The organism is Pseudomonas sp. NY15463, assembly GCF_048068415.1.
Taxonomy (GTDB): domain Bacteria; phylum Pseudomonadota; class Gammaproteobacteria; order Pseudomonadales; family Pseudomonadaceae; genus Aquipseudomonas; species Aquipseudomonas mosselii_C.
The window spans coordinates 330,487-346,376 of sequence record NZ_JBLUQD010000008.1 but is presented as its reverse complement, the minus strand read 5'-3'; the positions used below and the strand labels follow the sequence as shown (position 1 = coordinate 346,376).

5 protein-coding genes are annotated in these 15,890 nt (G+C 63.2%); 2 read left to right on the top strand and 3 right to left on the bottom strand.

The window, feature by feature from the left end; all coding sequences use genetic code 11:
* The coding region (locus ACNFIC_RS21500; RefSeq protein ID WP_416781917.1) for an amino acid adenylation domain-containing protein at positions 1–9,148 on the top strand (9,148 nt) is incomplete at its 5' end.
* Positions 9,149–9,204: 56 nt separating this feature from the next.
* Positions 9,205–10,167: an alpha/beta hydrolase gene (locus ACNFIC_RS21495; protein ID WP_416781915.1), complete on the top strand. Its 963-nt coding sequence runs from the start codon at positions 9,205–9,207 to the stop codon at positions 10,165–10,167.
* 69 nt (positions 10,168–10,236) lie between these two features.
* On the opposite strand, the gene ACNFIC_RS21490 is transcribed toward ACNFIC_RS21495, so the two are convergent.
* From ACNFIC_RS21490 to ACNFIC_RS21480, 3 genes are all read right to left on the bottom strand, one after another.
* Positions 10,237–12,726 (bottom strand): TonB-dependent siderophore receptor, encoded by a 2,490-nt coding sequence (locus ACNFIC_RS21490; RefSeq protein WP_416781914.1) that lies wholly within the window; start codon positions 12,724–12,726, stop codon positions 10,237–10,239.
* A 111-nt stretch (positions 12,727–12,837) separates the two neighbouring features.
* Complete coding sequence (locus ACNFIC_RS21485) at positions 12,838–14,487, bottom strand: cyclic peptide export ABC transporter (RefSeq protein ID WP_416781913.1); 1,650 nt, start codon at positions 14,485–14,487, stop codon at positions 12,838–12,840.
* A 16-nt stretch (positions 14,488–14,503) separates the two neighbouring features.
* A complete protein-coding gene (locus tag ACNFIC_RS21480) occupies positions 14,504–15,838 on the bottom strand; it encodes a lysine N(6)-hydroxylase/L-ornithine N(5)-oxygenase family protein (protein WP_138220989.1) in 1,335 nt (444 codons plus the stop codon).
* Between the last annotated feature and the right edge of the window lie 52 nt (positions 15,839–15,890).

Genomic DNA, 15,890 nt, shown 5'->3' with positions numbered 1-15,890 from the left:
CGCAGAGCAAAGCGCCGACGCGCCGCTGGGCAACTGGCTGACGATCAATGGCCACGTGTATGGCGGCGAGCTGAGCCTGGGCTGGACGTTCAGTACCGAGCAGTTCGATGTACAGACCCTACAGGCCCTGGCCGACGACTACGCTGACGAACTGCGTGCACTGATCGCCCATTGCATCGAGCCGCAGCATCGTGGGCTGACACCGTCGGACTTCCCTCTGGCACGTGTGACCCAGGCTCAACTGGACCGTCTTGCGATCGCGCCCGAGCAGGTTGAAGACCTCTATCCACTGGCGCCGATGCAACGTGGCATGTTGTTCCACACGCTCTACGAAGCCAGTGCCGGCGACTACCTGAACCAGATGCGCCTGGATGTCGATGGCCTCGACGCAGAGCGATTCCGCGCCGCCTGGCAGGCCACCTTGGACGCTCAGGAGGTATTGCGCAGTAGTTTCGTCTGGGACGGCGACCTGAATGAGCCGTTGCAGGTTGTGCAGCGGCGTTTGAGCATACCGTTCGTGCTGCACGACTGGCGCGGTCGGGACGATCTTGAGAGCGCTTTGGCGAGCTTGGCGCGTGCTGAGCTTGCCCAAGGTTTTGACCTGGGCGCAGCGCCGTTGCTGCGGGTGGTGCTGGTGCAGGTGGCAGACGATCGTCACCACCTGATCCACACCCACCACCATATCCTCATGGATGGCTGGAGCCATTCGCAACTGATGGGCGAGGTGTTGCAGCGTTACAACGGCCAGGTTTTGCCAGCCCGGCAAGGGTACTTCCGTGACTACATCGCCTGGTTGCAACGCCAGGACAGTGATCAGGCCCAAGCGTTCTGGCGTGGGCAACTGAAGATCGTCGAGGAACCGACCCGCTTGGTACAAGCGCTGGCCAACTTGCGTGCGGCGGATGCCAATAATCAGGGGCATGGTGGCTTCGGCATGCGTCTGGATAACTTACAGACCACCGCCCTCGTCGAATTTGCCCGGCGCCAGAAAGTGACGCTCAATACCCTGGTGCAGGCCGCCTGGCTCTTGCTGTTGCAACGTCATACCGGGCAGCAAGCGGTGGTGTTTGGTGCAACGGTGGCCGGTCGGCCGGCCGAGCTGCGCGGTGCCGAACAGCAGGTGGGCTTGTTCATCAACACCTTGCCGGTGGTCGCAGCACCACTGCCGCATGAAAGCGTGCAGGCCTTGCTACAGCGCGTGCAGGCGCAGAACCTGGCACTGCGCGAGTATGAGCACACGCCTTTGTTCGATGTGCAACGCTGGGCAGGGCAGGGGGCACAGTCGTTGTTCGACACCTTGCTGGTGTTCGAGAACTATCCGGTGGCTGATGCGCTGCAAGCGCAGGCCCCTGAAGGGTTGCAGTTCTTCGGCATCGGCAACCACGAGCAGACCAATTACCCGCTGACACTGTCGGTTACCCACGCTGCGACGCTCAGTCTGCATTTCAGCTACGCCCGCGCCGCGTTCACCGAGGCGACGATAGAAACCCTGGCGGGGCGCTTGGGCAACCTTCTGTTGGCCATGCAGTCCGACGCCGGCCAGGCGCTGAGCGAGCTGGCATGGCTGGATGCGGCCGAGCGCCAGCAACTGGATGACTGGGCCATTGCGCCACTGGATTGCCCTGACGACGCGCCGGTGCATGTGCAGTTCGAGGCCCAGGTCGCGCGCACGCCAGAGGCGACGGCGCTGATGTTCCAGACCAGCAGCCTGACTTACACGATGCTCAACCAGCAGGCCAACCGCCTGGCCAGGCAGTTGGTGGCCCTGGGGGTCGGACCTGACGTATTGGTCGGTATCGCCGCTGACCGCGGTCTGGACATGATCGTCGGCCTTCTGGCCGTGCTCAAGGCAGGCGGTGGCTATGTACCGTTGGATCCGAACTACCCGGCAGATCGTTTGCTGTGCATGATCGAGGACAGCGGCATCACGCTGTTGCTCAGCCATACCCACCTCATGCAGCGCCTGGCCGTTCCCGATACGCTGCCGCGTCTGTATCTGGACCAGCCAGAGTCCTGGGCGGGGCAGTCATCGGACAATCTGACCCACCGGGTCGAGACTGGCAACCTGGCGTATGTGATGTTCACCTCCGGCTCTACCGGGCGCCCCAAGGGGGTTGGTATCAGTCACCTGGCCTTGGCGCGGCATGCCCACGTCGCCTTGGACTTCTTTGCCCTGGATGGCAACGACCGCGCCTTGCAGTTCTCGACGTTCAACTTCGATGGTTTCGTCGAGCAACTGTACCCGGCGTTGATCTGCGGTGCGTCGGTCGTCCTGCGCGGCAATGAGATCTGGGACAGCGAGACCTTCTATCGCGAACTGATCGACAAGCAGATCAGCGTAGCCGACCTGACCACCGCTTACTGGAACATGTTGGCCAAGGACTTCGCCGCCCACGGGCCGCGCGACTATGGGCGCCTGCGACAGGTGCACGGCGGTGGCGAGGCCATGCCGGTCGAGGGCCTTAGCGCGTGGCAGGCAGCGGGACTTGGACACGTGCGCCTGCTCAATACCTACGGTCCCACCGAAGCGACGGTGACTGCAACGACCCTCGATTGCAGTGACTACATCAGTGGGCATCTGCCGATGCCGCTGACCCTGCCGATTGGTCGGGTGCTACCGGGGCGCAGCATCTATTTGCTCGAAGACAGCGGCCAGCCGGCGCCTATGGGGGTGATGGGCGAATTGGTCATTGGTGGCGAGCTACTGGCACGCGGATACCACGGTCGTCCCGGACTGACCGCCGAACGTTTCCTGCCGGACCCGTTCGGTGCTCCAGGCGCTCGCCTGTACCGTACGGGCGACCTGGCGCGCTATCGCGCCGAAGGGCTGATCGACTATGTCGGGCGCATCGACCATCAGGTGAAGATACGCGGTTTCCGCATCGAACTGGGGGAGATCGAGGCGCGTCTGGTCGAGCACGCACAGGTCCATGATGCGGTGGTGGTCGCGCAGCAAGGTGGCGCCGGTCACCAACTGGTCGCGTACCTGGTGCCAAGCCGCGCCGATGTGGTCCTGGCCGATGAGGCAAAAGCGGCTGCACTGCGCGACAGCGTCCGCGCCTATTTGCGCGATACGCTACCGGATTACATGGTGCCAGCGTTCCTCATGCTGCTCGCCCGCTTGCCGCTGAGCCCGAATGGCAAGCTTGATCGCAAGGCGCTGCCAACGGTGGATGCGAGCTTGTCACAGCAGGCCTATGTGGCGCCGCAGACTGCGCTGCAAGAGCGTCTGGCGCAGATCTGGCAAGACGTGTTGACGCTCGAACGGGTAGGGGTAACTGACAACTTCTTCGAAGTGGGCGGCGACTCCATTGTGTCTATCCAGGTGGTCAGCCGTGCCCGCCAGGCTGGCATCCTGTTCACCCCCAAGGCGCTGTTCGAGCACCAGACCATCGAAGCCTTGGCGCAGGTGGTTACGGTGGCCGAGCTGGCGCAGGCACAGCAGACAGCCGCCGCTGGAACGTTGGCCTGCATGCCGTTGAGTGGCGAGCTGGCTGCCCAATGGTGCGAGCTTTCGGTGCCTGCGGCGCTTGATGCGCAGACCTTGCAGCAGGCGCTGCGTACCCTGGTGGCACGGCACGACAGCCTGCGCCTGAGCGTGGAGGTCGCTGTCGAGGGCCTGCAGGGCAAGTACCTTGATCTTGATGCCCTGGATGAGCGCTGGAAAGACGTCGCATTGCTGATCGACGCTGAACCGCAACTGCAAGTGCGCCAAGCCCTGGCGGACAGCCTTGAGCCGACCCAGGGGGTATTGCTGCGTGGCGCACTGGGGGCTGTCGTAGAGGGCCGGCGCCCGTTGCTGCTGGTGGCGGCAGGCGAGGTCTTCGACGCCGATGCCTGGCATGTTCTGCGCGAAGAACTCCAGGCGCTGTGCGAGCAGCGCGAGCTGCCACCGCGCAGCCATACCTGGCAGTACTGGCTTGCGCGTCTACAGGAGCAGGCCGGCGATCAAGCGGACTTCTGGCGTGACCAGCAGTTGGCAGCGGTTGATCGCCTGCCGCTTCATGGCGCAGGCCATGGGTATTACGTGCGCCAGGACAGCCTGTCCAGCACGCACAGTTGGCAACTGCTGGAACTCGCGCCGACCGCCTATCGCACCACACCGGCCGAGCTGCTGTTGACCGCGCTGGTGCGTGTGGTGGGCCGTACTACGCTGGCACCGGCAGTGCGCGTTGCGCTCACCCCGGCGCGAGCGACACTGGGCTGCGACGTGCAGCATGCCATTGGCCGCTTTGCCAACCCGTTCCCGTTGCGCCTGGTGGTCGAGAGCGACCTGGCCTGCGCGATCAAATCGGTGAAAGAGTGCCTGCGCGGAGTGCCGTTGCACGGCGCTGCCTTTGCTCTGGCGCAGGGGGGCGCCGAGGCTTGGCCGCAACTGGCATTCAGGCATGATCCCCAGCGCCCGGCGCCCGGTGCCTGGGAGCAGCACGGGGCGGGCAGCATGGCCACGTTGCCTGGCTTGCACCTGTCCAGCGTGGTCAGCGATGGGCACTTGCAATTGCACTGGCAACTGGTTGGCGAGGGGCATGCGCATGACCTGGATACGCTGGCGCAGGACTACCTGCACGCGTTGCAGCAGATCATCGAGCACTGCCTGGATCCGCACAATCAGGGGGTGACGCCGTCGGACTTCCCGTTGGCTGCACTGACTCAGGCCGAGCTGGATCGCCTGCCGGTGCCAGCGGTCGACATCGAGGACATCTACCCGCTCTCGCCGATGCAGGAAGGCATGCTGTTCCACAGTGTCAACGACGATGACAGTGAGCTGTACATCAACCAGTCCAGCCTGTCGATCGGCGGTCTGGACGTGGGGCGCCTGCGTGCTGCCTGGACCTTCGTCACCGAGCGCCATGCCATCCAGCGCAGCAGCTTCCATTGGCAGGCCGGCCTGGCCAGGCCGCTGCAGGTGGTGCACCGCCAGGTGGAACTGGACATTCGCGAGCTTGACTGGCGCCACACCGCGGTCGACGAGCAGCGTATCGCCGAACTCAACCGCCGCGAGCGTGAGCGCAGCTTCGAGCTTGCCATTGCGCCGCTGCACCGGTTGTTGCTGGTGCGCTTGGATGACGACCGCTACCAGATGATCTGGACGAGCCATCACATACTCATGGATGGCTGGAGCAGCTCGCGGTTGTTTGCCGAGGTGCTACAGCACTACGCCGGCATCGAGGTGCCTGCGCAGGTGGGCAACTACCGTGACTTCATCGCCTGGCTGGTAAGCCAGGACCGAACTGCGCTGGAGCAGTTCTGGCGCGAGCGCCTGCGGCCGTTGGAAGAGCCGACGCTGCTCGCGCAGGCGGTGCACCCTCAGCATGCAGAGCCGCTGCCGGGCCACCAGGCTTTGTATTCCTCCTGGGATCCAGCGCAGACCGTGCGCCTGCAACAGCATTGCCGGCGCCTGCGCATTACCCTCAACACCTTGGTACAAGCGGCGTGGCTGCTGGTGCTGCAACGTTACACTGGCCAGCGCACCCTGGCGTTCGGCGCGACCGTGGCAGGCCGCCCTGAAAGCCTGCCGGGTGCCGACAGTATGCTGGGTCTGTTCATCAATACCTTGCCGGTGATCCAGACGCTGGAGCCCGAACAACCACTGGCCGACTGGCTGCGTGCGTTGCAGGCCTACAACCTGGACATTCGTGACTATTCCCAGGCGCCGCTGGCCGATGTGCAGCGGTGGTCGGGGCTGGGTGCCCAGGGCTTGTTCGACAGCATCATCGTGTTCGAGAACTACCCTATCGACCAGCGCCTGAACGAGGACATCGATACTGGCCTGACCTTTGGCAACAGTGCCAGCCAAGGCCTGACCAACTTCCCGATGGACTTGGCTGTCAACCTGGGCGAGCGCCTAAGCATCGAGTACATGTACCTGCGCAGTAGCTTCAGTCATGAGGCGGTCGAAGGGATCCGGCGCTGCATGGAACAGACCCTCGATGCGTTAGTGGAGGCCTCGCCGCACATGCCGCTGGGCAACTTGCCGCGTCTGGACGAGGCCCAGCATCGCGCCCTGAGCCAATGGAGTGCAGCCCCAGCGGACGCGTACCAGGCCCTGACACTGCCCCAGCTGATTGCACGGCATGCCGTGCAGCAACCCAAGGCCATCGCCGTACAGTGTGCCGATGTGGTGATGGACTACGCCACGCTCGATAGCCGCGCCAACCAGCTGGCCCATGCCCTGATCGCCCAAGGGGTCGGGCCTGAGTGTGTGGTCGGGGTTGCCATGCAGCGCTCTGCGGACCTGCTGGTGGCGCTGCTGGCGGTACTCAAGAGCGGTGCGGCCTATGTGCCGCTGGATATCGACTACCCGCCGGAGCGTCTGGCGTACATGATCGAGGATTCGGCGATGGTGCTGCTGCTGACCGAGCAGCCGCTGCGTGCGCGCTTTGACCTGCCGCCGGCGCTGGCAGTGATGGAGGTCGACCAGTTCGACGCCAGCCTGCATGACCGGCAGGCACCGCCCAGCCGGGTATGTGCCGATTCCCTGGCATACCTGATCTACACCTCTGGCTCGACCGGCCGGCCCAAGGGCGTCGCGGTGGCGCATGGGCCGATCAGTGCGCATTGTCAGGCCATCGCTCGGCTGTATGAGATGGACGCCGACACCCGCGAGCTGCATTTCATGTCGTTTGCCTTCGACGGTGCCCATGAGCGTTGGCTCAGCACGTTGTTCGCCGGAGGCACTCTGGTGCTGCGCGACAACGAGCTGTGGACACCTGAGCAGACCTGTGCGGCCTTGCACCGCCACGGGATTAGCATCGCGTGCTTCCCACCGGCGTATCTCAAGCAACTGGCCGAGTTCGTGCAGAGCAGCGCCGAGCTGGCACCGCCGGTGAGGATCTACTGCTTTGGCGGAGATGCCGTGCCTGAGCAGACGTTCGAGCAGGTCAAGGCCGCGCTCAGGCCGCGCTATTTCACCAATGGCTATGGCCCCACCGAAACGGTAGTCACGCCCATGCTGTGGAAGGCGGCCGGCGAGGAGCGTTGTGGCGCCGCTTATGCGCCGATCGGACGAGCAGTAGGACAACGCTCGCTGTACATCCTCGACGATGACCTGCGGCCGCTGCCAGCGGGCTTTGCCGGTGAGCTGTACATCGGCGGGCAGGGGCTTGCGCGTGGCTATCATCGCCGGCCGGATGCCAGTGCCGAGCGCTTTGTGCCCAATCCGTTCGGCGCTGCGGGTGAGCGTTTGTACCGCACCGGGGACTTGGTACGCCTGCGCCCCGATGGGCTCGTCGATTATGTGGGGCGGATCGACCATCAGGTGAAGGTGCGCGGTTTCCGCATCGAGTTGGGCGAGATCGAGGCGCGCCTGCGCCAGCAGCCCGGCGTCACCGATGCCTTGGTGATCGCTCGCGAAAGTCCGTCGGGCAAGCAACTGATCGGTTACGTGGTCGGCCCGCAAGGGGATGAGCAGGGAGGCCTGTTGAAGGCGGCCCTGCGCCAGTCGCTGCCCGATTACATGGTGCCGGCGCAGATCCTGTGCCTGTCGCGCTTCCCGCTCACGCCCAACGGCAAGCTCGACCGACGTGCGTTGCCTGAACCGCAGTTCGAGGCGCAAAGCCATGTTGCGCCGCGCAACGAGCGTGAGCAGTGGCTGGCGCAGATTTGGCAGCAGGTCCTGCAAGTCGAGCAGGTGGGGATTACCGACAACTTCTTCGAACTGGGGGGCGATTCGATCCTGAGTCTTCAGGTGATCTCCCAGGTGCGTAACCATCCGCACCTGGAGATGGACTTGAAACTGCGCGACCTGATGCGCCACCAGACCATCGAAGCGTTGTTCGACCAAGGTACGGCGCGCCGAAGCCCACAAGAAGACCTCACCCATCAGGCCAGCGAGGGGCTGTTCAACCTGATTCCGATCCAGGAGTGGTTCTTCGAGCAGCCCATGCGCGAGCCGCATCACTTCAACCAGGCCTTGATGTTACGTGCGCGTGGCCCGATTGATGGCCAGGCCCTCGAGCAGGCCCTGCTGCACGTCGTACGGCACCACGACAGCCTGCGGTTGCGCTTTCGCCAGGAGAACGGACGCTGGTACCAGTATTACGACACCCTGGCCGGCAGTTGCGAGTGGATCTGGCACCGCGAGGTCAGTGACGCCGATGCGTTGAATGCCTTGGTCAACAGTGCCCAGCGCAGCCTGAGCATTATCGACGGCCCGGTGATTCGGGTGGTCAATGCCAGGCTCGACGGGGGTGAGAGCCGCTTGATGATCGCGATTCATCACCTGGTTATCGATGGTGTGTCGTGGCGAATCCTCCTGCAGGACTTGCAAGAGGCCTACCAGGCGTGCCTGGAGGGGCGCGAGGTGAACCTGCCGATCCGTACCAGCAGTTTCCGCGCCTGGGCCGAAGGGCTACAGGGGGAGGTTCAGCGACTGGCGGAGGAGGAACTGGGCTACTGGCTTGGCCAATTGGACCAGCCAGGTCAGGAGCTGCCTTGCGATAACCCGCGTGGCAAGAACCAGGTGCAGTTCGAGACCAGCGCCCAGCTGAAGCTGTCGGAGCGTGACACGACTCGGCTGCTCAAGCAGGTGCCAGCGGTGTATCAGACCCAGATCAACGATGTGTTGCTCACGGCCTTGAGCCGGGTGCTGTGCCGCTGGAGCGAAGCGGAGTCGGTCTTGGTGCAGTTCGAAGGTCACGGCCGTGAGGACTTGTTCGAGGCGCTCGACCTGAGCCGTACCCTGGGTTGGTTCACCAGCATGTTCCCGTTGCGTCTGAGCCCGGGCTTGGATGAGGACTTCGCGCCGTCGATCCGAGCCATTCAGCAGCAATTGCAGGCGGTTCCAAGCAAAGGCCTGGGTTACGGCCTGCTGCGCCACATGGGCGACCGACAGCTGCGTGAGCGCCTTGCCGGGCTGGCCCAGGCACGGGTGACGTTCAACTACCTGGGGCAGTTCGACCAGAGCTTCGACGAGCAGGCGTTGCTGGTGCCCGCCGACGAAAGCCCAGGTGCTTGCTACAGCCCCCAGGCCCAGTTGGGCAACTGGCTGGAGATCACTGGCCAGGTGTTCGACGGTCAGCTTTCGCTGCGCTGTTTCTACAGTAGCCGACGCTATCGTGCCGCTACCGTGCAAGCGCTGATGGACGCCTTCAGGTGTGAGCTGTTGGCGCTGATCGAGCACTGCCTTGATCAGGCCGTGACGGCCTGAACCTTGCCTGCGGGCGCCGGAGACGGTGCCCGCTTCTTTTTTCCAGGAAACTCTTCATGACTTTGCATCCCGATATCGGTGCCTTTCTCGACCTGGCCGAAGAGCGCCAGGCAGGTTCGCAGGCGACTTTTGCGACCATGACCGCACAGCAGGCCCGAGCGGCATTCGAACTGACTACCCACCAGTTGCGCTGGCCTGCGCCTGAGGCCGTTGACGTCCAGGCGCTCGAAGCCCGTGGCCGCGATGGTGCAGCGATTGCGTTGCGTCTGTACCGACCACACGGGGCGAGTGCGGGGCCTCAAGGCTTGGTGTGCTACCTGCATGGCGGCGGCTACGTGGTGGGTAGTCTCGATTCCCACGATGGCGTGTGCCGTGAGCTGTGCCAGCGCAGTGGCTTCCCGGTATTGTCGGTGGGTTACCGCCTGGCACCGGAGCACAAGTTTCCTACCGCCCTGCATGACTGCACCGACACCCTGCATTGGCTGCGTGAGCAAGCCGTGCCATTGGGTATCGATCTTGAGCGGGTGGTACTGGCCGGGGACAGCGTCGGTGCGAGCCTGGCCACCGTGCTGGCCATCGAGGCTGCGCATGCGGGTGAGGCCGCGCCGATCACCCCCTGCCTGCAAGTGCTGTGCTATCCGATGACCGACGCTTCGCAACGCAGTGCGTCTATGGAGTTGTTCGCCGAGGGCTACCTGCTGGAAAGCGACACCCTGGAATGGTTCTACCAGCATTATGCGCGTACCGCGCAGGATCGCCTGGACTGGCGCTTCTCGCCGTTGCTCGCGGATGACTTGAGGGGGGTGGCCCCGGCAGTGGTCGTGGTTGCAGGTTTCGATCCGTTGCTCGATGAAGGCCTGGCATATGCCCGCAAGTTGCAGGCACAAGGCGTCGATGTCCAGTTGCTGGAATACCCAGACCTGACCCATGACTTGTTGCGTATGCGCAGCGTGGTACCGGCAGTGGAACAGGTGCATGAAACGCTTGCCGGTCTGATTCGCCAGCGCTTGCAGCGCTGAACCGGTCGCTCAATGAACAACGCCCGATGCAGTTGCCTGCATCGGGCGTTGTTCATACGGGCTTTGCAATCAGAAGGTGGCGCGCAGGCTCAGCATGTAGTTGCGCGGCTCACCGTACCAGTTGCCACGTACGCTGCTGCCGATGGTCTGGTAGTACTTTTTGTCGAACAGGTTGTTGCCGTTGAGGGCGGCGGTCCAGTTCTCGTTGATGCGGTACTCGATCAGGCTGTTCCACACCGCATAGCCTGGTTGGACGTAGGAGTAGGGCGAAGTGCCAGGGCTCAAGGTGCCGTCGGACAGTCGGGTACGGACCGTGCCGTTGACCGCGTTGCGGCTTTGGATGTTGGCGCCGAGGCCGACTTTCCAGCGCTCCAGCTCACCTGGCAACTGGTAGGTGGTGAAGAACTTGAACAGGTGCTTGGGCGTCTGGCTGCTCAGTGGCAGGCCGGTGTTGCTGGCGTCAGCGGCGGTGCGCTGCTTGTTGATGTTGTAGGTATAGCCTGCCGACACCTGCCAGCCCTCGGCCAACTCGCCGCTGATCTCGGTGTCCCAGCCGCGGCTGACCACCTCGCCGCCGGCGACATAGCAGCAGTTGTTGGTAGCGGTGTCGGCATACTCGACCAGGACCGCTTCGTTCTCACGCTTGGTGTAGTAGACGGCACTGGAGAAATTCAGGCGACCGTCGTAGAACGCACTCTTGACCCCAAATTCGTAGGTCTTGCCTTCGATTGGCTTGAGCTGGGTTTCACCGGCCGTCAGGTAGTTGGTCTGCGGTTTATAGATCTCGGCGTAGCTGGTGTAGACCGACCAGTTGTCATCGAGGTCGTAGATCAGACCGCCGTAGGGCGTGATGACCCCGCTGTTCTTGCCGCCTAGGCCGAAGGTGGAGCCGAAGTCCGGTACGACGCTGACCTGGGTATCCTGGTAATCGTTGTAGCGGGCACCGACGATGAGCTTGAGCGGGTCGGCCAGGCGTGCCTTGAGGGTTACGTAGCCTCCGGTCTTCTTGGTGTCCCAGACCGGGTACTCGTAGTACATGGTCGGCTTGACCGGCTTGGGGAGCGAGCCGATGTCGTCGTTGTACACATCGACTGGCACGCTTGGCGAGTTGCGGCTGAAGTCGGCGTAGTACTTGTGGATGTTCTCGTGGTCGGCGCCGATCAGCAGCTCGTGTTCGCGACCGAACGCCTCGAACGTACCGTGCAGGTTGGCTGCCACGGTGTTCTGCTCGTTCTGGAACTCGCGCACGGTACGCGTGAAGTTGGTGCCGCTGTTGGTCACCGGGTTCAGGGCCGTGGTGACCTGCCCCAGGTCATGGTGGGCGTCGTACTTGCTGTAGGTGTAGCTGGCATCGGCTTTCCAGTGCTCGTTGAGGCTGTGCTCGACCTTGATGAAGCCTTCCATGCTCTCGGAATTTGCCGAGGACCAGTCCGCTGCCAGCGACTTGTCGCGCGACAGGCCCAGGTCGTCGCCGGTGCTTGCGCGGACCAGGCCATTGTCCCAGTAGCCGTCCATGTCGCGCTTCTCGTAGCTGCCGCCGACAGAGACCGTGGTGTCTGGGGTGAAGTCGGCCTCGAGCACGCCGAAGAATGCCTGCTTCTGACTGTCGGCACCGTCGTAGAAATAGCCGCGGTCTTCATAGGCTGCGCCGAAGCGTCCACGCAGGCGGCCATCGAAACCCAGTGGCCCGGTGACGTCGATTTCCTGACGATAGTTGTCCCAGCTGCCGGCCGAGGTGGCCAGCTTGACCTGGGTATGGTCCAGGGCGCGCTTGCGCACCAGGTTGATGGTGCCCCCAGGTTCACCGGTGCCTGAATTGAGGCCATCGGCGCCACGCAGGATTTCGATGTGGTCGTACTGGATCATGTCCGGCAAGGACTGGTACGACTCTTCACGCATGTTCGGTGCACCACCGTCGGTGGTCACGTTGGTGATCTTGAAGCCCCGCGAGTAGATTGCCACGTCGTTGTCGTTGCCGCCGACCAGCGTGATACCGGTGGCCTGGTTGAGCACTTGCGAGACATTGTGCAAGCCTTGGTCCTGGATTCGCTGACTGCTGACCACCGAGACCGACTGGGCGATGTCGCGCAGGGCTTGAGGCGTCTTGCCGCCGGCTGTCACTGCGCCGGTGGTGTAGGAACCGGTGTTCTCGGTCATCTCGCCGAGCTGAAAGGCGGTCACTGCTGTGGAGTCGAGATTGATCGCATGATTGTTGGCATCGATGCGGTTGTTCAGGGTGACCACGTTGCCGTTCACCTGGTAGGTGATGCCGGTGCCCTGGACCAACCGGCGCAGTGCCTCGAGGCTGTCGAGACGACCGTGGATGCTCACCGAACTCAGGCCGCGCACGATCTCCGGGCTGTACAGTATCTGCAGGTTGGCTTGGCGACCGAGGTCGTTGAGTGCGCTGGACAGCGGCTGGGCCGGGATATCCAGGTCAACCACTTCGGCGTGCGCCTGGGCGCAGCCCAACGCAAGGGCAACACCCAATGCGAGAAGCGTCTTGTGGCGGTTGAGCAGGTGGCGTTTGGCGCCGGAAGTGTTGTGAGACTTGCCCATTCGATGAAGATCCGTAAGTGTGCGTGGCTTTTGTAATTGAGAATTGTTCCTGAAACTAGAACGCACGACCTGTAGAAAACCGGAAAGTTTTTACAGGGCGTGCGGGCTGACTCAGGCCAGCGTGCGGTCGCTGGCCACTTGGCCGGCGTGCATGCGTATCAATTGATCAGCGAGGTCGAAGTAACGGTCGTCGTGGGAGATGACGATGATGGTCTTGCCCTGTCGCTTAAGGTCGGGCAGCAGTTCGGTGTAGAAAATGCGGCGGAAGGTCGGGTCCTGATCGGCGGCCCATTCATCGAACACCAGTACCGGGCGTTCCTCGATCCAGGCGTTGACCAAGGCCAGACGTTTGCGCTGGCCGGTGGAGAGGTCGGTGGTGGTGAAGCTGCCATCCTCGACCCTGACTTTGTGCGCGATCTCCAGGCGTTGCAGATACTGATTGGCGTCTTCGGGAATCTGCTGATCACCCTGTACGAGATCGTCGAACAGGTAGTAGTCGGCGAACACGGTGGTGAAGATCTGTCGGTAATCGTCGCGGTTGGTCGCGCTCACCAATTGGCCATCCAGCAGGATCTCCCCTTCCTGCGGTGGATACAGGCCCAGTAGCAGCTTGATCAGTGTGGTCTTGCCGCAGCCGTTCTCACCGACGATGAAGGTGATGTCACCCTGTTCGATACGCAGGCTGACCGGCCCCAGGCGGAACGGAGGTTGGTCGCCGACGGCCGGAAAGCTATAGCTGACATTGCGCAGCTCCAGGCTGTGCAGGGTGGTGGCAGCCTTGCCGCTATCGTTGAGCAGCAGGTGCGGTTCCGGCGAAGAAAACTGCTCCGAGAGTTCGGCGATACGCCGAAAGGCGATCTGGGCACGGCTGACGATGGGCAGGGTGCCGACCAGGTGTTCGAGCGGACCTTTCATGTAGAGCAGCACCAGGACGAACCCGCTCATGACGCTGCGGTCATTGCTCGGCCACCAAGACTGCAAGGCCAGGACTAGCCCGATGACCACGAAGAACAACATCGAGCCGAAGCTCTTGGCCATGACGAAGGTATTGATCGAGCTGATCTGCGTGGCGCAGATCCGGTTGGCGGTGCGTTCGATACGTGCGTTGAACATCCGCTGGCGGCGTGGCCGGTTGATGCGCAATTCCTTGGCACCCTCGGCAATCGCGTGATAGTGCTTTTGCAGTTCGTCCTCGGCATCACGAGCGGCAAAGAAACCCTTGATGCCTTTGCCGCGTGCAAGGTACTGAACCACCGTGCCTACCGCGATGGCCACCAGCATGATCAGGAACATCGGCCAGGACAGCATAGCCAGGTAGCCCAGGCAGCCCAGGGTCACTGCCAGCGAGATTGCCAGTGGCGCAAAGGCAAAGGCAAAGTCGCTGATGGTATCGACATCGTGGGTCAGTACCGGGATCAGGCGGTGACTGCGATAGCGCTCAATCTGTTCGATCGGTGCCGACAGTACCTTCTCGCCCAGTTCCCTGCGCAGCCTGGCGATGATGTGCTGGCCCACGAAGTTGGTACCGATGTCCGAGCAGATGCTGCTGGCCAGGGCCAGCAGACAGAGACCGGCAAACAGCCAGACAATGCCCTGGGTAAGCCCGCCTTCGGCGTGCAGCGCGTTGTTGGTCAGGGCCAGCAGTGCAGTGACACTCAGGCCACCGAGCATCCCGAGCACGACCGAGACGACGACGATTGCCCAGAAGGGCCGGAGCAGGGCCAGCAGCTCGCGCATGGCCCCACGCGGTTGATTGCTCATCGAAGGTTTCCCGTTTTCAGACGCTGGTGGCGCGCAGGGCGGCTGGTGCGTTGCTGGCGTGCTTGCCCAGGTGTTGGTACAGCGACTGACCGATTTCCAGCGCGCGTGCAGGCAGCACCGACAGCAGCGTGTCGGACAAACCATGGGACGCTTCGCAGAAGCCTTGCAGGTAGACGCCAGCGGCAAGCTCGGGGCTGGCCATGGCGCGGTAGTCGCGTTCGACCTCGAAGTCCCGCAGATGCTGTTGCAGCGGTGCCAGCAGTTCGCGGTGCGAGCGGCGCTCGTAGCCGGTGGCGAGGATCACCGCGTCGTAGCGGTGGGTCTGCTGCACACCGGTGGCCAGGTCACGCAGGGTCAGTTCGATGCCTTCGGCGGTGTTCACCACGTTCTCGATGTTGCGGCGGCACAGCACGTGATGGCGGTACTGATGGGCGACCTTCTGGCGGTAGAGGATGCCGTAGATGCGCTCGATCAGGTCGACGTCGACCACCGAGTAGTTGGTGTTGTGGTATTCGGCGACCAGCTTCTCGCGCTCGGCGTGGGGCTGGTTGAACACCAGGTCGGTGTATTCGGGGGCGAAGATCTCGTTGACGAACGGGCTGTCGTCGGCGGGCTTGAGGGCCGAGGCGCGCAGGATCATGTCGACCTTGACCGACGGGAAGCTGTCGTTGAGGTCGATGAAGGCTTCGGCGGCGCTCTGGCCGGAGCCGACGATGGCGATGCGCATCGGCTTGCCTTGGTTGCACGGCAGCTTCTGCAGGCCGCTTAGGTACTGCGAGTGGTGGAATACGCGGGGATCGTCCTTGAGCGCACGGAAGGCCTCGGGGATCTTTGGCGTGCCGCCGCTGCCGACTACCACCGAACGTGCCTTGCGGCTGAATTCACGGCCTTGCTGGTCACGCGAGACGATACACAGATGGTCGACCTTGCCGTCGCGCAGCTCTGGCTCGATACGCAGTACTTCCTCGCCGTACACCGCCTGGGTGGCGAAATGGTCGGCGGCCCAGCGCAGGTAGTCGTTGTACTCCAGGCGGCAGGGGTAGAAGGTGCCCAGGTTGATGAAGTCGGCCAGGCGCTGCTTCTGGTGCAGGTAGTTGACGAAGCTGTAGGGGCTGGTGGGGTTGCGCAGTGATACCAGGTCCTTGAGGAAGGAGATCTGTAGCTCGCTCTGGGTGGCCAGGGTGTTGCCGTGCCAGCGGTAGTCGGTCTGCTTGTCGATGAACAGCGCGTCGAGGGCGTGGCCGTTGGTTTCGGCAAGCTCTTCCAGGGCGATGGCCAGGGCCAGGTTGGAAGGGCCGAAGCCGACGCCGATGAGGTCGTGGATGTTTTCGGAAGAAGCGGTCTGGCTCATGGTTGCGGTTCCTTGGATGGTGGGTAGGGGCGCCGTCAGGGGCGCCCCGGGT